The sequence below is a fragment of the Paenibacillus sp. FSL R10-2778 genome (assembly GCF_038593035.1).
Taxonomy (GTDB): Bacteria; Bacillota; Bacilli; order Paenibacillales; family Paenibacillaceae; genus Paenibacillus_AQ; species Paenibacillus_AQ odorifer.
In genome coordinates this window covers 2284875-2304632 of record NZ_CP151956.1, presented here as the reverse complement: position 1 = coordinate 2304632, position 19758 = coordinate 2284875, and the positions used below count along the sequence as shown (strand labels likewise).

The window sequence follows — 19758 nt, the reverse complement described above, 5'->3', positions numbered from 1 at the left end:
CATCCATTGATTGTATAGAGTGCAATAGGATCAAATTTTCTCCACTCTAATACGAATTCTATTGCACGAAGTACAATCAAACTAACTCTTTCTCTTTAGTCCAATTCGTATCACTCAAAACTCAATACATTGCTGCTGATCTGGCTGATCCCGCCGCTTATCTACAATGAGTCAGAAGCTTTATATAAACCAATAAACAGTCGTTTTAATAACCATTAATAGCAATCAAGGAGTGAGGTTGATGAGGAAGATTCTTATTTTAGGCGGCACACGCTTTTTTGGGAAACGTTTGGTCGAGCGTCTGCTTGAGGATTCTAAGAACGAAGTCACCATATTAACGCGCGGGGAAACAAGCGATCCTTTTGGCGATCTCGTTCACCGGATACAGGTAGATCGGTCTCAACCGGAGGCCTTCGCTCAAGCATTAGGTGATACGAGTTGGGATGTGGTTTACGATAATATTTGTTTTTCACCTGATGAAGCGGATCAGGCGCGCCGTATTTTTGACGGCAAAACCACGCGTTACATACTGACTTCAAGTTTATCTGTCTATGATTTCAGTGAGCAAGCGCTGACAGAAGAGATATTCGATCCTGAAACGTACCCAATTCGTTATGGAGGACGAAAGGATTTCACCTATCAGGAGGGGAAAAGACTCGCGGAAGCTGTCCTTATCCAACAAGCTACGTTCCCGGTAGCCGCTGTCCGCTTTCCCATTGTTCTGGGAACTGACGATTATACACGAAGACTCCATTTTCATATTGAACATGTACGTAACGAACTGCCCATCGGGATTCCGAATCCAGATGCAAATATCTGTTTTATCCGTTCGGACGAAGCTGCTGATTTTCTATATTGGCTCGGCAACTCGATGGTGACGGGTCCTCTCAACGCTTGCTCAGACGGTACCGTTAGTATTAAAGACCTTATCTCGCTGATTGAAAAAGAGACCGGAAAACAAGCCGTCATTCAAAGCGAAACAGCGGATGCGCATAATTCTCCATTCGGGATCACACAATCCTGGTTTATGGATACAGCTAAAGCTCAATCGGAGGGATACAAGTTTCTCACTCTAAGCGACTGGCTCCCAGAGTTAGTTAGCTCCCTAAATCAAACGTACGAGGACTAATTACTAACTATGTTACTACGATAAAAAGCTGGCTCATTCGTGGACACTCCCACGAATGAGCCAGCTTCTTCATGTAACCAAACACAATTATGCGTTGAGTTAATTGCACTCTATACAACTATTTTCAGGTATGTGTACTCCCATCTGGTTTTAGTTGTATTTCATGCAATTATATCCCCACTAAACCACCATTATCGTCATTTCACCTCGAAATAACTGCACTAAATACAACTAAACCCTAATCAAGCTAAATACAAACTTTTTTAGTTGTATAAAATACACTTAAAATCAAAACGGCAGGTAGAACCTCACTAAACGCTAAACTTTAGCCTCTCATCTCTAAACTCTATTCTATAAACTCTACTCCCTACTCCCTACTCCCTACTCACTACTCTCTACTCCCTGCTCTCTTCTCCCTTCTCCCTTCTCCCTTCTCCCTTCTCCCTTCTCCCTTCTCCCTTCTCCCTTCTCCCTTCTCCCTTCTCCCTTCTCCCTTCTCCCTTCTCCCTTCTCTATTCTCTATTCTCTACTCTCTATTCCACCTTACGCTACGAATGCCATTTCCCGCTGAGCTAAGCAGAGATTGTCAGATAAGACCCCTCTTTAGAACCGTCTACATTTGGTGTACCACCATCATTTGGAGTACCGCTATCATCTGGAGGATCACCAGCACCTAATGTATCATCTCCTAATGCGTCTCCTAATGTGTCCCCGGCTTCTGGATTACCAGCATGCTTTGTATCCCTGTCACCTTCATATCTGACCCCATCGTCCCCATCCGAATCAATCTTAAAAATGTTGATTTCTTTAAATAAATTCTGCGAAATTTCATTAATCTCAATGGCTTGACGGGCTATATCACGGATAGCATGATCCTGCTGTACGCTGGAGGCGTTCACCTCTTGCACCCCTGCCGCAGTTTCCTCGGCGATGGCCGCGACGGCATGCACAGACTCTGCGAGTCTACGGTTCATAGTCTGAGTCATATCCACTTTGTCGTGAATTTGCCCAATCTGTTTACTAATCTCCACAATAGATTGATCAATCGCTACAAAAGAGGACAACGTTTCGGCCACTTTATGATCCTGTTCCTCAAGATTTCCTTTGGTCACCAGCATATATTGCTGAAATTCATCCATCCCGGATTGCAGCTCGCTAATAATCTGACTGATATGTACGGAGGACTCTTTGGTCTGCACAGATAATTGTCTTACTTCATCAGCGATGACAGCGAACCCTTTTCCGTAGGCACCTGCCCGGGCTGCTTCAATTGCTGCGTTAAGTGAGAGGATATTGGTCTGATTAGAAATATCTGTTATGGATTTAGTGATGCGCGAGATGTCCTTTGATTGATCACTCAGTTTGGTTAAAGCCAGATATACTTTATTAACAGATTCTCGCGAATGCTCAGACACCTCCCGGAGGGCGATGACGGATTCAGATCCTTTGCGAGTATTGTGATTAGCCGTTTGACTGGTAGCCAGCATAACCTCGGTATACTCCGTGATCTCATTCACTTCACGTTCCAGCTCCTGAATCAGGCCAGCGCTCTGCTCAGATTGTCCTGCCTGCTGTTCTGCGCCTACCGAGATTTCCTGTATAGTGCTTACGATATCTTGATTCGTATGCGCCGTTATAGATGAAGATTCTTGAAAAGAATGCGAATAAGTTGCCAGCGAAGAGGCTACTGACTGGGTATGCTGAAGCATTTCCCGGACCCGCTCCACCATATGATCAAAATGATGACTCAAACTGCCCAACTCATCGTTGTAAGGTGAATTAATCTGCTGACGCAAATCTCCTTCGGCAATTTTTCGCAGAGCCACTTGCAGTTTATGAATAGGATTCAGGAAGGAACGTATGAGCATAACCGCAATCACTAATGTGAAAATAAACACTAGCACAGCTGCGTAAGCAACGATAGAGGTGGTCAGATTAAGCAGATCAAAAGAATAATCCTGTGCTTTTTCTGCATTTTCTGCTGCTGCCGTATACAACTTTTCATTAGTCACTAGCATGACTTCACTCAACGCTGTAGCCTTCGTATGTAATTCATCGATTTGTTCCAGCACACTCATGGGATCAAGCTGCTCGTCTTCTATGGTCTTTACCAATTCGTCAAAATATCCCGTATATTCCCCAATCTGACTATGTAATTGTTCTAACTCTTTAAATGCCGGCGAATCTGCCGCAAAATTCACCGTCGCCAACTCTTTAGTCAGCTTTGTTTGCTTGTCCTTAAAAGGTTGGACGAATTCCAAATCACTCGAACCCGCTAACGAAGATTCTACCGCATTCATTTCCTGCAGCAGTTGCGTAATTATAGACACGGTAATTCGTTTTTCCATCTCAGCTTTTTGCGTTTCCATAGAAATCTCCACTTGGCTGATTTTATGGTTTTGATAAAACGCTACTCCCAAAAAGAAAAGAACAACGGCGGAAAAACTCAAAATCAACTTCCATTTCATAGTTAGATGCATAGACCTAGCTTTCAACAATATCATCCTCCGTATAAAGCCTCATATTGCAATAGGTACATTCTACCAATATCTTGATTGTAGAAGCTGGACGTTAAATACTGGACAATGTTTTGTATGAGAAATGTAAATTATCTCGAATACCCAATCATTAATTCTCCTTGCAATTGACGTAACGTTAAATGCTAAAATAATCCACATAAGGCGCCTTATCAAACTATGAAATGGGAGTTGTCTATGAGCGGATTTGTTACCATTGATAAGCTTTCTGCGCAATTCGGGCTGACGAGTCGGACTCTGCGTCACTGGGAAGCTCAAGGATTGTTTGAAAGTAAGCGGGATAGCAGCTCTGGCTGGCGGATTTATGATGAGAAAGCAATACTCGCCATTCGGGTTACCTCATTATTAAGAAAGCTGGATATTAGCATCAAGGATATTGGAACCGTGCTTAAAAATATGTCCGTTCAGTCCATGTACGAAGCGCTCAGCCAGCAAGCGGCTTCTATTCACAATCAAAAAACAGAACTAACAAATAGAGAAGGTGAAATCCATCTCTTTTTACAGTGGATATCCGCCCATCTCGAGGAACCCATTACAAATCAATTATTATCTGAACTAAACGAAAAGTCATGCAGTCCATCGGATGGTATGACTGAAACTGAGGAGGTTATATCTATGCCAACTATTAATCACTCTACCCCTATTCATGTAAGATTCGTTACTCTTCCAGCTATGAGATTTGCCTACAATGTTGCGGTTAGTACCTCACCAGAAGATGAAGCTATGATCCCAGTTAATGAATGGCTGGAAGCTAGTCAACTATTAGGCACTGCACGGCTGTTTGGCGGCAATACGAACCCGCACCCAAGTGGTGAGAATAAACCTTACGGATATGGATTCTGTGCCTCAATTCCGGAAAATGTGAAGATACCAGCTCATCTAAAGGAAATGCGGCTCGACGGCGGCCTCTATGCTCTGACAGAAAGCACTGATGATATCTACGGCTCATGGCAAGCCCTAATGGGATATCTTGATAATCATCCTGATTATCAAGCGGATCACAATTCCAGATTATGTCTGGAGGAGCATATCCGCAACGATAGTCCCAAAGGTAGCGGAAATGAGTATGCCCTAAATCTACTCGAACCTGTAAAAAAGAGAGTTCACGCGCTTGCGTAAACGAGCGAGCCATAGATAAACGTTTCTCATCTAAAAAAAACGCTCTCTTCTGCTTATTCGGGCAGACGGAGAGCGTTTTGTTGTATATTGATATTGCTTCTATTGATTTATTCCCTACGCAGACACAGCTGGAGTAATTTTCACAAAAATAAATCGTGTAAGCGGCCCAACTAAAATGATTTGCAGTGGAAGTGCAAAAATAAAATTTTTACCTATGGCAGACAGATAAGCTCTTGGTAGTTCAGCAGAAAATCCAACATGGAGAACTGCGCCATAGAAGGACATGAACAATACCATTCCGGTCACCATAAAAAAGGATATGAACATGATTTTTTTGATCATCGGCTCATTCTCTTTAACCAGCTTATGCGCGATCCCCTTCGCAACCTTGCCTACAACAAATACATCTAGAATGAGTGCAACTATAAATGCAGGCAAGTAGCCGACGATCACACCCTTAACTAACGTGCCTGACCAACCCTCCATTAGTGCTACATTGTAAATACTCATCCCCAGTACCATCAAAAAACACATGATGAACGTAAATAAAAATGCTTCTTTTTTGTTTCTTCCCATCTTCAAGCTCCTTTTATCTCTATATTGTCAACTTGGATTACAATAACACAAATTCTCAAATCAAGTCAACCAAGTTGACAATAATCGCAAATGACTTATACTGGGATAAACGAGCCATCATTTAGGAGTGTTCTAATGAATAAGCAGCTGCAAAAAATGAACCTGATTGATTTACTCAGTGAGAAGCATCTAGCTTTACGTAAAATAGTGACAGACAAAGACCCGGATCAAATCAATAAGACCGAATCCCACATTCTTGCAGTTCTTGAGGCCCGAGAAATGTTATCGATCTCAGAAATCAGTAGAATAATTCATATTTCAAGACAGGGCACGCATAAAAGCATTCAAGGCATGTTATCCCGTGGTTATGTCCAAGCCGTTGAAGTCGAAGGAAATCAGCGTGACAAAAATATTGTCCTCACTCCGAAGGGTATAGAATGCAATAACAGAATGATGATCACCAAAATTGAATTAGAGCAGCAGATCGCTGCCAAGCTGGGAGTAACAAATGTAGAGCTTCTTAAATCTTTGCTAAAAGAAGATTGGCTCTAATCTCCAGCAAAAAAAAGCCGCAGAGCTGTCTACTCTGCGGCTTTAAAAAGATTGAATTATTTTCCGGGAAATTGTCGTTAATTAGCTTTCAAAGCACTGTTTGCCGCGCTCTCTCCACCTAGACGACCTGAAGTAAAGGAATAACCAATACCAACCCCATTGCCCACATAGGTATCGTTGAATAATACGCCTTCCGATTCAAGCCCTACAGCAAACAATCCTTTTACTGGTGTACGTTTATCATTTAGCACTTGGAACTGAGTGTTTACCAGCAAGCCACCTACAGAACCCAAGTTGTTGATTTCAGCGACGATGGCATAATACGGTCCTTCTTCGCCCATTGGCTCTAAATAATCAGCAGCTTTACCAAATTCAGTATCCACACCAGTTTTTGTAGCTTCTTTATAACTATTGTAATTTTCTACAAACACATCTACATCCATACCTGCATTTGTTGCTAATTCTTCGATTGTATTTCCTTTGAAGCCATCTCCGTTTTCTACCATAGAATCAAAGACTTTTTCTGCATTTACCCATGGATTCTCTAACGTGAATTGATCTGCAAATTCGGCATAAAATTCTGGTGGCATTCCTGGCAGGCTGGGTGCGTTAACACCTTTCATCCCCTTGGACTGAAGAGCAGCCAATTGAGATTTTGATACGATAACCATATGATAAGCACCATTAAATGCACTCGTATTAGCTGCTGCGACCGATGTTAATGTAGCTGCTTCATCTCTGAAACGTGCTCCGGAAGAACCGACATTCATGAAGTTAGGCAGATACGTCAACATCAGCGGATAACTTGCTTCAAAAGGCTCATATTGTGCTTTTAGTCCTTGTGTTGCTCTGGCTAATGTTTGGTGCAGCATTTGTCCACCGAAGTTATCAGGAACCTTGGCTCCTGCTTCCCAAGCCATTTTCAGACCTTCCCCAACATTCTGACCTAGTCCTCCGTTAACCCCTTCAAAACCAAAAGCTTCTTTAACCATTTCCGAATTTGCAGCATAACCACCTGTTGCCATTACGACACTTTTTGCTGTGATTTCAAGAGTAGTCCCGTCCGATTTCTCAGCCACAATACCTGTAACTTCTCCTGCTTCATTGGTAATCAGCTTTTTGGCAGTGGTTTCGGTGATCACTTGTCCACCCTTTTGTTCAACCGATTCAGCCAACATTTTCCGAAGGGTCTCTTCCCGGGTTTCATAAGCTGGCAGTACATGCAGCTGCTCTCCGAAGAAGTTTAGGAAGCTGGTTTTATACCCTTTTTCTGCTAACCAATCATAAGTTTCGCCGGATTTCGTTACGTATTGTCTAATCGCTGCAGCGTCAACTCTCCAGTGATTGTTGACAATCCAATCGGCAATTTCTTTTTCCACATTTACTTTAAGATTATTGTCAGTAGCTGCGGAAGAATTATAGAACTTACCGGCCCAGGATAGATTACTTGCTCCCCCGATAACTCCTGTTTTTTCGATAATAATAACCTTGGCCCCTTTATCAGCAGCGGTTACCGCTGCGGACACACCAGATGCACCGGCACCTACTACCACTACGTCTGATTCAAGCTTTTCCGTTTTACCTTCACCTGCTTTTTGCACGCCACCGGCTTTAAGGACTTCCAGATTTCCTCCACCTTTGGTTACGGCATCTTCAACTGCCGCGAGCATTGCTTCACTGGAAAGACTCGCACCACTAACAGCATCTACTGCCAAGGTTTGTCCTTCCAGAATTTGATCTTTTATTTTTTCAAGTGCATTATCGCCTAGCCCACCCGTTTCTGACTGGCTTACGATCTTAATATCTTTAATTTTATCTGGCTCATCCATAGTGACTTCTACTTTAATCACGCCCTCTTTGCCTTCCGCTTCCCCTGCGAATGTACCGGCTTTAAAAGATGATGATGACGAATTTGCCGACTCCCCATTTCCTTTGCATCCGCTCAGCATGGAAACGATCAGCACCATACAAAAAGTTAACATGAGCATTTTCTTGGTGAAATTTCTGTTGCGCATTCTCTTCTCCCCCAGTATCTAATATCTTATAGCTCGCCAAGAACGTGATATTTTTCACATTAATATCTATACATATCTACCGAACGTTGCCAAGCTATATACCGAAGTATAAACATTGGTGCAGCACCAAGGTCAATGTCCAATTCTTGTCCAAAAAGAAAAAACACCCGCTCTTAGAGCAGGTGTTTATAAAAATAAACTTATACAATTGGAATATTCACTTCCAAATATGAGCGGTTATTGCCTTCTATTTTTTCAGTAAGCATTAATTTACCCACCACATCACCCGCTACGGTATAACCATTTGCTTCGATGTAATCTATCATAAACTGCAAAGATTTCTTCGTGATATAATGTCCATCCGTAGATAACATGATAGCAGAGATACAAGTACTCGGGCTAATGTACTCTACATATTCATCGATATCCATTGCAAATTTCTGCACTTCCTCCTCGGGTAAGGTAAGCCCCCAGCTATAGTCAAAGTTATTATCACCGGATAACACCCCCGCGTCCTCAATCTTAAAAGAATAAAACGCATAAGGAAGCCTATCCATCCAAGTGTTGACGAGGCTTTTTACGATATCATTTTTTAATAATGCATTTTTATCCGTTTGCTTAAGCCTGTACATGCCTGGCAGTTGTTTAAGTTTACATATATATAATGAGGACTCTATTTCCTTAAGCTCTTTATGAATTTCATTCATCTTGTTTAGCAGCATCGTCTTTTGCTTAATCTCTTCTTCTAAACTCTGCTGAGACTGCTGCATCAATCCCATAACTTGCTCAATAGAGGAATCCTTCATCAGAAGTGCCACTTCGGGCAATGGAATTTCCATACTGCGATACCATCTGCTCATTAACAGATCCCTTGCATCTAAATCATTAAAATATCTATAATTATTGCTGTTATCTTTTGTAGGCCTAACAATATCATGTTTCTCGTATAATCTCAGCGTATCCGCAGTTACCCCGAGAATGGAAGCAAATTCACCTATGCAATACTTCACTTGAAGTCCCTCCATTCATTTCATGCATACCCTACCACACTAAATGATAAAGAGAAGGATGCTGTTTGGATATGAAGTAACTCATTTCATACTCAGGGTGTACATGCTAACTACGCTAGCGCAAGTAAGTGAACTAACATAAATCCAACTAAAGATAACATGACCGAACCTATAAGTCCCGCTGCAAAAGACTTCATTCCAAGCCGTCTAAATGCCGCCAAATCAACGTTTAATCCAAGCCCTGCCATCGCCATAGCTATTAACATATAAGCAATCGTAACGATCCCATTGGCTACTGATGCGGAGACGATTCCTAACGAATTCACACCACTGACAACTAAAAATCCTAGAATAAACCAAGGGATTGGAATGCTTTTCCACGAAGCTTTAGCCGCTCCACCTTGCACTTTTCTTTCTTCACGATTGGACCAAATCCCAATTAAAATAGCCACCGGCACAAGTAAAGCCACCCGGGTCAATTTAACGATGACCGCCATATCAACGGCAGCATTTCCACCAGCATCCGCAGCCGCGATAACGTGAGCAATTTCATGTAAAGTCGCTCCTGAGAATACCCCATAACCTAAATCTGATAAGCCGAGAAAAGGATATAAAAATGTGTACAGCAGTGTAAATATTGTGCCTAATATAGCTACTATAGCTGCACCAATAGCAGTTTCGTCATCTTTGGCTTTTATCTGTGGAGCGATGGCAACCACAGCTGCCGCACCGCAAATCGCAGTTCCGCAGGCAGTTAAGATACTGAGGCGCTTATCTACTTTGAACAGTCGAGCCAGTCCGTATACAACGGAGATCGCAAATATAATGACGATGACTGCCAAAAGAAATACCCGAGGTCCTGCCGCAACGATATCCTTTAGATTAAGCCGCATACCGAGCAAGATAATCCCAAGACGAAGCAGTTTTTTACTGGAAAAATCGGTGCCATGTGTGATGCTATTTGGCACCCCTATCGTAGCTCGCCAAATAATCCCGATTAAGATGGCAATGACCAATTGCCCCATAATAGATAGGAATGGAAAACCCGCTAAAAATTTCGCCAATAATGCGATAACTAAGGTTAGCCCTATCCCTAATGCAAACCCAACCTTTTTGTTGTGATCTGGTTGATACAAACCTTCTGATTGACCCATGTCGTATACACTCCTTGATGAATCTCTAGATGATGCTGTATAAATACATCCCATGACTCAACAATAATACGACACCGCCCGGAAGTTAAATACCAATATCCTATCCGTAAGATTAGGAATACTTATGCTTAATTTTAGACAAAAAAGCTCCTTCGAGTGAAACATAAATGCCGTAGCATCTGCCTCACCAAAGGAGCAATTATAATCGTTAGTGATATTTAAGCTTCCAGCTTCTGTAGTCGAGTCCCTTTTGGAAGTACAGAAGTTATATATTCGTGTACCGGATGTTGCCCTTCCTCTTCCGCAAGTACAGTTACAATTCCCTGATCTGTACCGGTTCGAATCAGCCGCCCCATCCCTTGTTTGAGTCTTAACAGCATGTAAGGCAAATCCACATCTTCAAAGGGAGTGGAGGTTTCCGCCCGTTTTGCCATAAACACTGGATCAAGCGGAGGATACGGCAGCGACCATATGATCACATTAGATAATGAAGGTCCAGGGATGTCCAGCCCCTCCCATAAGGTGACCGCACATAACACGCTATGCTCATCCCGTTGGAACGCCGAAATCAAATAGCTGATTTCTTGATCCCCTTCATATAAAAATGAATATGAACTGCTTTCCGGTCGTAATGAGTTAAGCTGCTTGAATTGCAGAAGCTCTTCACGAGTACGGAACAGTAGCAGCGCTCTACCTTCAGTCCGCTGAATAAGCTTCAGGGAAATTTCCATTTTCTCAGCAAAATCCCCACTCTGAAGCTCTGGCACATAGACATTCATCTGGTGCTCATAGTCATAAGGTGAGTCTACAGAGAAGGATAAAAAATCTTGTATCCCAAGACTGTCCTTCAAGTATTGGAATGATTTATCCACAGACAATGTAGCCGATGAGAATACGATTGGCATTTTTTGCGTGAACAGGCTGTCTTGAAGTACCTCTTTGACATTTCGTGGCATGACCGACAGCGTTAGACCATCGCTTTCTTCTGTCGCCCAGCAGATTAGAGCCCCTGAATCCTCAAACAATCGCAAAGCGATCTCTATGGTCTCCAAACGTTCCTCCACAATTCGCAGTTGGTATTCATCAATCGTGTAGAGTCCGCTCTCGAATACTAATTCTTCTTCGATAGCAGCAATTACACTCCGCATCCGGTGTACCTCACGAATCAATGAAGCATTCAGCGCAATGCTTTTCCGATCTGATCCCGGTATGTTTCGGCATTGACGGCGAATCGCTTTGAACATTTGCTCACTTTGCATGATCGCTTCATCAATCAGAACCGCCAGCGTTTCACGGATTTCATTCTGCAGCAGGCGAGAAATCAATTCTTCAAAGACGACATGCTTCATCTTATAGCCAAGCGCCTTCATGGCCGCTGATTCTAATAAATGTCCTTCATCGAATACAACCGCACAGTGATCCGGAAGCAAAGGGATTTGCCCTTCCCGCTTACGCGCTTCATAGGTCCAAATATGCTCCATGTAATAATCGTGGGAACAAATGATCAGATCACTTGATTTCCGGTAATGATCACGGGACAAGGTCTGCCCGCAGCGGTGACGCATATCGCAAGTAAAGCAGTCCTGAAACGTATCCCAGTTAATCTTGTTCCATTGTTCGTCATTCAGATCAGGGTAATCTCTGCGGTCTCCATAAGCATGGAATTGCTGCATCGGTGCATGTGAATGTACAAAATCAGGTAATGTACTGTACAAGCTCTCCAGTGGTAAGCTTTCATCATCATGGTTCCGAGCCTGATCCAGCTTTTTCAGACACATATATTTATCCGGAGATTTCGCTAGTCTGGCATCAATATTCATGTTCAGATGCTTCGCAAGCTTGGCGATATCGCCTTCCGGTTTCACAAGCTGCTCAATCAAGGACTCGTCCGCACATGCAATAATCGCAGGTTTGCCCATATAACGCGCGTAACAAATGCTATACAACAAATACACTAATGTCTTGCCTGTTCCGACCCCTGCCTCAGCAAAAATCGTCTTTTTCTCGGCAAAAGCCCGCTCTACCTGAAAGGCCATATATATCTGTTCATCACGTACTTCAAATCCAGCCTCAGGAAGAATTTCATAGAATACATCTCCGACCCATTCCCCTACTTGCTCCATAAAAGGTTTGGTCCGATCATATTCAAAAGGATACTGTTTCGCCAACAAGCCTACCTCCAATATTTGATCAGGCATCTCTACCATGCCATGAAAAATAGAATCAACGGAAAAACTCTATTATCTCATACGTTTGGAGGAATTACAAAAAATAATTAGAGACAACTAAAGATCTGATTAACAACGAAGATACTCATTTTCGTAAATATCATTTATCCTTTCCAAAACATTCCGGGCTTGATCCTTAAATTTCAAATCCGCAACCTGACCTTTCCGAAGAAATACCCCCGTCTCCCCACGGTGTTCTCCCAGAGCACCCTCATACAATTGGTCGGCGCCGTGGGTAGGCGGAGAGAAAAACAGCTTCATCAACGGTTTAACTATTAGAGGCAGTCCAGAATTTTTTCCTTTTCGCAGCGTGTTATTGCTACCCGGATCAACACTGCGAATCATGATGCCCTCGTTAGCAAGCTGCGGCGCAGCGGCCTGTGTCCATAACGATAATGCCAGCTTTGAGGTGGCGTAAGGACCAAGCAGCTTGCGGAAGGTGGTGGGACGCTCCAGGATTTCAATCGTAAACTCTTTCGTAAACTTAAGCGCGGAGGATGAGGTGTTGATCACCGTTTTTAACGGTCCTTTTTGTAGGCTATCCTTCAATTCCATTAAAATAATATACGGCACAATGGTCATCAACTCATAGTGCTTTTCGCGCCCCTGTGTCGAATAGCTCAGTTCAGGGAAGCTCCCGCCGGCATTGTTGAACAAAATATCGATCCGCTGCTCCTTGCCTTTGATCTCTTCCAGTGTCCCTCTCAAGCTGGGAAAATCCGCGAGATCGGTTGTTTTATAAATACGAAGCCAGCCGTTTTTGATGGCTTTTTGGATGTTCTCATCATCGGCTGGAAAACCGGAACGGTTCAAAGCAACCACCTGCCAATCCTCCGCTAGCAGTTTTCGAGTTAATTCCAATCCAATCCCGGCGTTAGCGCCTGTAATCAATGCGATATTTTCACGTTGCTGTGTGCTCATTGTAAATCTCCTCCTGAATTCGGGATATCTTCTTCTTATAACGCACATTTTATTAATTGGAGTCGACTCCAAGTCAAGGCGTAATAAAAAGATTTTGTCCCAGAGATAAGGTCTTGACTTGGAGTCAGCTCCAAGTTGTATAATGCACACACAAAGCAATCTCCAGGAGGTACAGTATGAAGGCAGAGCAAACGTTTACGATAAAAGAAACCGCCGTGCAAACCGGAATATCCGAGGATACAATCCGCTATTACGAAAAGATCGCGCTGCTTCCCCGGGCGGACCGGAAGGACAACGGGCACCGCGTTTACCGGCAGGAAGACATAGAGACAATCCTGCTGCTATCCTGCCTCAAAAAAACAGGCATGCCCTTGCAGGAAATGCAGCCATTTTTGGCGGTCTCCGCCGACGCTGATCCCGCGGATTATCCTGAACTGGTAGAGCATTTAAGAAACCATCGAGAAAACATCGTCAGCCAAATCTCGTCGCTGCAGCAGGTTGTCGATTTTATTGATATGAAGCTGGAACAAGGGAAATATCGCCGAGACTGCTCAGATAAAAGCGAGGACAAATCGAAATCAAAAAACATCTCCCCTGTTGAGATGAGTTATTTTTCTGGATCAGCAAAAATGAATAATTAATGAATTGGAGTTTTTAGGATGAAAGCAATGATCATAAAAAAATACGGGAATTACCCTCTTCAACTAGCCGACATCCCAACACCCGCAGTGGGTGATTACGATGTATTGGCAGAGATCCACGCAGCAAGTATTAATCCTATCGATTTCAAAGTGCGGGATGGCAAAGTACGTACGCTGTTGAAATACAACATGCCCCTAGTTTTAGGAAATGATTTTTCAGGGATTGTCATCCAAGTAGGAAAGAATGTTAAGAAATTCAAGATAGGTGATGAGATTTACGGACGGCCCAGAATAGATAGAATCGGAACCTTCGCAGAATATATCTCCGTACATGAAGAGGATATAGCGCTCAAACCTCACAATCTTTCCTTTGAGGAAGCTGCATCCATCCCATTAGTCGGGCTTACTTCTTATCAAGCATTACATGATATATTACAGCTAACGGCAGGACAAAAGGTATTGATTCAAGCGGGAGCGGGCGGTGTTGGCACCTTTGCTATCCAACTTGCCAAAGCGATGGGGATATACGTGGCTACTACTACAAGCGATGCTGGAGCAGAATTGGTCAAGTCACTTGGAGCCGATCAAATTATCAATTATAAAACCGAAGCATTTGATAAGATTTTACAAAATTATGATGGAGTATTCGATACTATTGGCGGTGAAACATTAGAAAAAGCTTTTAAAACAGTCAAACAAGGAGGACAAATTGTATCGGTTTCAGGGTTGCCTAATGCACGCTTCGGAAAAGAGTATGGCGCGGGGTTCATAAAAACTAATATTTTTCGCTTGATTACCCGGAAGCTGAGCAAATTAGAGGCAAAGTACAAGGTTAAATACAGCTTTCTGTTCATGAAACCAAGTGGCAGTCAATTAGAAATCATTTCAGAGCTTATTGAATCCGGACAAATAAAACCTGTTATTGATCAAGTGTTTCCTTTTGTAGAGGCGCAGAAAGCGATGGAGTGTTCCGAATCGGGCAGAGCTAAAGGAAAGATCATATTAAAAATAAAGTGATACAACATTTAAATAAAACGGCAGTCTAAGACTTTATGCTTCTGTCTAGACTACCGTTTTTTTACTTGTGTACTCGTTAATTAAAGTATCTATTTCCAAAAATCCGTGCCAGCAAAAACAAACTCTTTATCCAGCGCCTCGTCCCCATCTTCAAAACAATCTGCCCAAGACACACGTTGCTTACTCAGGGGAATTGCATCCTTCACGCCATATTCCTGATAACTAACGGTTTGTTCATTAGCGGTGTTGTCCCAGTTATCCCAGCCAAGTGGATGTATATGTGCCCCCAACTGGCAATCTACAAATACGGTTTTAGCATACTCACGCCAAGGACGGCCCAGAAACACCGGAGCAATATCAGGGGCCGCTGTTAAAAAGCAATTTTTAAAAATATAACCATACGATTGTCCCTCGGGTGTGGAGGCTGCCGTGATATAACCTGCTTGATTCTCACTATGACACAAGCTGCGAATTTCACATCTGTCAAAATATGCTGTAGCCCCACCAAATATAAAGTCCACTGTTCCCTCTATATAGCAATGCTGATACAACTGCCGATATTGGGCATGGTGTTCTCTCAGTGGTATACCTCCAAACGTAGATCGCTCTTTGGGTGCAGGTGGCAAAGGTCCCGTGAATAACGTATCCTGATGCCCTTTTAAGGTGCAATTTCTAAATACGGTTTGATCACAATTAGCATACACGGCTACCGCCTGCCCGATATTTTCACCCTGCCCTGCATTATTGGTAATCACCAGATTTTCCAAGACCAGATGGCTCCCGCCCAGAAATAACGTTGGTGTAGAGAATGTATTGATTTCTTCGCCCGCTTCATCACGCTCTTTCGCGTAACGATTCATAACAATCTCCACGTAGCCAATCCCTATGATCGTAAGATTAGAACGATAAATCCGCACTGCCTCTTTATAGACCCCTGACAAAATATAAAGCGTATCCGCTTGACCGGATGGCCCCTGCTCTAGTGAATCTACCGCCTCTTGAATCGTGTGATAAGCGCAAAAAGATTCTTTTCCTACAACAAGCATAGTGGATTCTTTTCCTTTCAATAAATTGATGACTTTCTCTTATGGACAGACATTCTGTGCTTCAGGTGATACTGTAGCTTGTTCTACTAATTTTTCCGGCTTCTTCGTGTTTTTTGATCGACAATTTATGATCTCTACAGCTTCTCCATTTTCAATGTAAAAAGCAGGCCCTTCATGGTTCTCAATCGTCACCTGATGAAATTGAACATCTCTTGCATTCCCGAGGAAAAACCCGCGATTATTCATGTTTTCGATCCCTGTCATCATGTCTGGATGGCCGGGAATTGCATTCGTCGCCATGGAGATGTCCACATTGGTAAACGTAATCTCGGATACATACTGCTCAGCAAGCCCGTATAAGAAACCCGCTGCGGCATGAACATTACGTGCGGTAATATTGGCAAAATGAATGCGTCTAAAACACGGCGTTTCCTCTGTAATCGGATAAGGATTTTTATCCCACACATATTTTTCTTTCCCGCGTGGTCCACAGAAATAATATAGATTTAGAGTAAACGGACAAATAACGTCCTCCATTACAATATTGCTGATCCGAATATCTTCAATCGTTCCCCCGCGTCCCCGTCTTGATTTCATCCGGATTCCACGATCGGTTTGTTTAAACACACAATTACTAATCGTGACATTACGAATATCTCCACTCATTTCACTACCGAGTACGACACCCCCGTGTCCATGTACCATAGTGCAGTTGGTGATCGTGATATTCTCACAAGGAACTCGTTCTTTGGTATCCTCAGTTCCTGCCTTGATCGCAATGCAGTCATCACCGACATCAATATTGCAATTGCTAATTCGCACATTGGTGCAAGACTCTGGATTAATGCCATCTGTATTCGGAGAGTCCGCCGGGTTCAGAATGGAAATATTATCAATAGTCACATTGTAACAGCCTATCGGATTAACGGTCCAGCTTGGAGAATTGACCAGCGCGATATCTTTAAGGGTTACCCGCTGACAGCTGTCCAAGCCGATTAGAGTCGGCCGGGGATACTGAAGCTCTTCCCGGCGGTTCCGAAACTTATCCCACCAGAGTTCACCATTTCCGTTAATCATTCCGCTGCCAGTGATCGATACATTAACTAACTCTCTTCCATAAATACAAGGTGAATGAACCTGCTGCTTCACCCCTTCCCATCTGCATTCCACTGCAGGGTAATCCTCCGGGTTCGTACTGAATGAAAGAATGGCACCAGGATTTAAATTCAATTCGATATTGCTTTTCATATGAATTGCACCGGTTAAGAACGTCCCAGCCGGTACATAAACGGTTCCTCCACCGGCTTTATTTGCCGCTTCAATCGCACGCGTTATCGCTTCCGTCGCTAACTTTTTACTATTCTTAAGCGCTCCAAAATCCTCAATATTGTAGATCAACATTCATATCCCCCCTGTTCTATATCAGATCCAGCCTCTTAATTGTTCATATTCCACACAAGCCTGTAGGAAAGCACCCACACCTTTTTGGTCGTTAGTGACAATAGGCTCGCTAATGTAATAAGCGAAAGTACCGTCACGTTGGTCCACTCCACCTAATCCGGCTACTTGGCAATTCTTATTTAAATTGACCCATTCTTCTTTGGTTTCTAGTACAAACTCCGAGATAAGTCCTTGTTGAGCCAGATCTAATGTTTCGTACCATCCAGCGTTTAACACGCCTAATCGGATACCTTTAGCCATGGCATACACGATCATACTTGAAGCAGAGGCCTCAAGATAATTTCCTTTGCGTTCCCCTAGATTCATCACTTGATACCAGACCCCGGATTCCTTATCCTGATATGTCTTCACCGCAGTTAAGGTATCATTTAGTATTCGTACCAGCTCGGGATAATCTGAGTGCTCATTAGGCAGCAATGCCAGAACATCAACTAAAGCCATGAGATACCAGCCAAGTGAACGGGCCCAAAAGTTAGGCGAAAGTCCTGTTTCAGGGTCGCACCAAGGTTGAATACGCTGCTCATCCCATGCATGATATAGCAGACCTGTTACCGGATCTTTCGTATGCTTCTCACACAAGATAAATTGTTTGGTTACATCCTCAAGTCCCTGCCCTTCTTCAAAAGCTAGCAAGTAGGCTAAATAAAAAGGAGCGCCCATATAAAGTCCATCTAACCAAATCTGATAGGGATATATATTTTTATGCCAAAAAGCACCTTCCGAGGTTCGCGGATGGGTCTCAAGTTGCTTTCTAAGTAAAGCAGCCGCTTTTTTATATTTTTCCTGCTTCGTTTCTTTATATAGAGTCAATAATAATTTTCCGTTGTTAATATGATCGATATTATACTCCTCCAGGTGGTAGCCCTTGACACTGCCATCTTCCTGAATAAAGTAGTCCATATTATCTTGAATGAACTGCAGATACTTCGAATCACCGGTCTGCTTCCAAAGCCATTCAAAACCGTTCAATACCACGCCATAATCGTAGGTCCAGCTTCCTTTGTAGCCTTTATCTTCATAAAGCTTCGGTGTCCGCGCCATAATAGAGTCTGCCGTTTGAATTGCCCACTGTGATTTCTTCATCCCAACCCCCAAAATATTTATAAATTTAAGAGCTCAAAAACTAAAAATAGGTTCAGCCGATTTAAGGATTCTTTGCACATAAAATAATACGACTTGATTCTCTGAAATCTCAGAGAATCAAGTCATTGTTTAGTAAGGATACGGAGCGATTCACTCTTGAAGCATTGACTGTATTTCAACACAAGCCATCACCAATGCGCCCACACCATGCAGATCATTTTTAACCTTAGGCCGAGTCACGTAACTCTCGTAATCTCCAGCTGAGGTACCGATACAAATGTCCGGCAGAACTAATCGGTTATGCTCATCCCACTGGATTACTTTGGTTAACCCTTCATATCCTTTTTTAGCGGCAGCTGTAGCGATAGTCACATCACTTACAACGCCATGCTTCACGGCTTTGGCAATCGTATAGACGAACAAACATGACCCTGAAGTCTCCAGCCAATTATCTGGCTCATGTCCCTTATCTACGACTTGATACCAAAGTCCACTTTTTTGATCTTGGTAACGAATAAGTGCATCCACAAAATCTCTCAGCGTAGTAGAAAGCTCTGTCCGGGCTGAATCATGGGAAGGTAACAGATCCAGAAATTGCGATAAGGCGAGACCATACCATCCTAATGATCGGCTCCAGAACTCCGGTGAACAACCCGTCTCCGGATTCGACCAAGGCATCCGCCGGCTCTCATCCCAGGCATGGTATAACAAACCCGTTGTCTCATCCTTCATATGCTTGCGCATTAACATTTCCTGATGAAGGACCGTTTCACGCAAGCTTGGTTCATCGTAAACATTAGCATATTTCAAGGAGAATACGCCTGCCATATAAAGTCCATCCAACCACATTTGGTTGGCGTACTTATCCTTGTGCCAATACCCGCCCTCAGAGGTTTTATTTAGTGTGAGCAGTAAATTCCTTAGCTTCTCTGCTGCAATACGATACTTTAGTTTGCCTGTCCGTTCATAAAGAGTGAATAGTAGCTGTCCTGCTTGAACCGCATCCAGCTCATCACGTGCAAAATAAAAGTTCCCGTATTCATCCACCAAATCATCTACATATTCCTGAATATAGTTGATATAACGGTCTTCTTGATAAGCATTCCACAAAAGCTCCATGCCACACAGAAATACACCCTGATGATAGTGCCATCGATGCGCGGGGGGAAGCTCTCCCGCCCTGTAAGTATCCATTAGTGAATCGCAAGCTTTTTTTGCCCACTCTATCGGCGTTGTAGGTATCTGTACAGTCATCTCGAAGCTCCTCCC

General features: G+C 43.1%; 16 protein-coding genes. 5 read left to right on the top strand and 11 right to left on the bottom strand.

Translation table 11 applies throughout. The features are described 5' to 3' along the window. Window positions 1-241 precede the first annotated feature (241 nt). The gene (locus NST40_RS09985; RefSeq protein ID WP_342410644.1) at window positions 242-1129 is read left to right on the top strand and encodes an NAD-dependent epimerase/dehydratase family protein; all 888 of its coding nucleotides are present in this window, start codon (window positions 242-244) and stop codon (window positions 1127-1129) included. A gap of 572 nt (window positions 1130-1701) precedes the next feature. On the opposite strand, the gene NST40_RS09980 is transcribed toward NST40_RS09985, so the two are convergent. After that, complete coding sequence (locus NST40_RS09980; protein ID WP_342410643.1) at window positions 1702-3498, bottom strand: methyl-accepting chemotaxis protein; 1797 nt, start codon at window positions 3496-3498, stop codon at window positions 1702-1704. 345 nt (window positions 3499-3843) lie between these two features. Between NST40_RS09980 and NST40_RS09975 the strand changes: the two genes are divergently transcribed. Further along, a complete protein-coding gene (locus NST40_RS09975) occupies window positions 3844-4785 on the top strand; it encodes a MerR family transcriptional regulator (protein ID WP_076276388.1) in 942 nt (313 codons plus the stop codon). Between the two features lie 114 nt (window positions 4786-4899). Here the strand turns inward: NST40_RS09975 and NST40_RS09970 are convergent, their stop codons facing one another. After that, on the bottom strand, window positions 4900-5361 hold the full coding sequence (locus tag NST40_RS09970) for a DUF2798 domain-containing protein (protein ID WP_076276389.1): 462 nt from the start codon (window positions 5359-5361) through the stop codon (window positions 4900-4902). Between the two features lie 135 nt (window positions 5362-5496). Here NST40_RS09970 and NST40_RS09965 point away from each other — a divergent pair, with 135 nt between their 5' ends. Continuing rightward, window positions 5497-5913 (top strand): helix-turn-helix domain-containing protein, encoded by a 417-nt coding sequence (locus NST40_RS09965; protein ID WP_076184313.1) that lies wholly within the window; start codon window positions 5497-5499, stop codon window positions 5911-5913. A gap of 77 nt (window positions 5914-5990) precedes the next feature. Here NST40_RS09965 and NST40_RS09960 read toward each other — a convergent pair whose 3' ends face one another. The 5 genes from NST40_RS09960 to NST40_RS09940 all read right to left on the bottom strand — a co-directional run bounded on the left by NST40_RS09960 (window position 5991) and on the right by NST40_RS09940 (window position 13241). Further along, window positions 5991-7928, bottom strand: coding sequence for an FAD-dependent oxidoreductase (locus NST40_RS09960; RefSeq protein ID WP_076276390.1), 1938 nt, complete (start codon window positions 7926-7928; stop codon window positions 5991-5993). A gap of 200 nt (window positions 7929-8128) precedes the next feature. Further along, window positions 8129-8938, bottom strand: coding sequence for a MerR family transcriptional regulator (locus NST40_RS09955; protein WP_076276391.1), 810 nt, complete (start codon window positions 8936-8938; stop codon window positions 8129-8131). Window positions 8939-9048: 110 nt separating this feature from the next. Continuing rightward, the gene (locus NST40_RS09950) at window positions 9049-10092 is read right to left on the bottom strand and encodes a YeiH family protein (protein WP_076184311.1); all 1044 of its coding nucleotides are present in this window, start codon (window positions 10090-10092) and stop codon (window positions 9049-9051) included. A 218-nt stretch (window positions 10093-10310) separates the two neighbouring features. Continuing rightward, window positions 10311-12290, bottom strand: coding sequence for an ATP-dependent DNA helicase (locus NST40_RS09945; RefSeq protein WP_076184363.1), 1980 nt, complete (start codon window positions 12288-12290; stop codon window positions 10311-10313). Window positions 12291-12389: 99 nt separating this feature from the next. Further along, window positions 12390-13241 (bottom strand): SDR family NAD(P)-dependent oxidoreductase, encoded by an 852-nt coding sequence (locus tag NST40_RS09940; protein ID WP_342410642.1) that lies wholly within the window; start codon window positions 13239-13241, stop codon window positions 12390-12392. 176 nt (window positions 13242-13417) lie between these two features. Between NST40_RS09940 and NST40_RS09935 the strand changes: the two genes are divergently transcribed. Both NST40_RS09935 and NST40_RS09930 read left to right on the top strand, forming a co-directional pair. Then, a complete protein-coding gene (locus tag NST40_RS09935) occupies window positions 13418-13882 on the top strand; it encodes a MerR family transcriptional regulator (RefSeq protein WP_076276393.1) in 465 nt (154 codons plus the stop codon). A gap of 18 nt (window positions 13883-13900) precedes the next feature. Further along, the gene (locus NST40_RS09930; protein WP_342410641.1) at window positions 13901-14899 is read left to right on the top strand and encodes an NADP-dependent oxidoreductase; all 999 of its coding nucleotides are present in this window, start codon (window positions 13901-13903) and stop codon (window positions 14897-14899) included. A gap of 89 nt (window positions 14900-14988) precedes the next feature. On the opposite strand, the gene NST40_RS09925 is transcribed toward NST40_RS09930, so the two are convergent. The 4 genes from NST40_RS09925 to NST40_RS09910 form a co-directional block, all read right to left on the bottom strand. After that, complete coding sequence (locus NST40_RS09925) at window positions 14989-15945, bottom strand: pectinesterase family protein (protein WP_076276395.1); 957 nt, start codon at window positions 15943-15945, stop codon at window positions 14989-14991. Window positions 15946-15984: 39 nt separating this feature from the next. Then, window positions 15985-17346, bottom strand: coding sequence for a glycoside hydrolase family 28 protein (locus NST40_RS09920; RefSeq protein WP_076124983.1), 1362 nt, complete (start codon window positions 17344-17346; stop codon window positions 15985-15987). Window positions 17347-17367: 21 nt separating this feature from the next. Continuing rightward, window positions 17368-18489 (bottom strand): glycoside hydrolase family 88 protein, encoded by a 1122-nt coding sequence (locus NST40_RS09915; RefSeq protein WP_341001956.1) that lies wholly within the window; start codon window positions 18487-18489, stop codon window positions 17368-17370. A 150-nt stretch (window positions 18490-18639) separates the two neighbouring features. Next, window positions 18640-19743, bottom strand: coding sequence for a glycoside hydrolase family 88 protein (locus NST40_RS09910; RefSeq protein WP_076124980.1), 1104 nt, complete (start codon window positions 19741-19743; stop codon window positions 18640-18642). Window positions 19744-19758 lie beyond the last annotated feature (15 nt).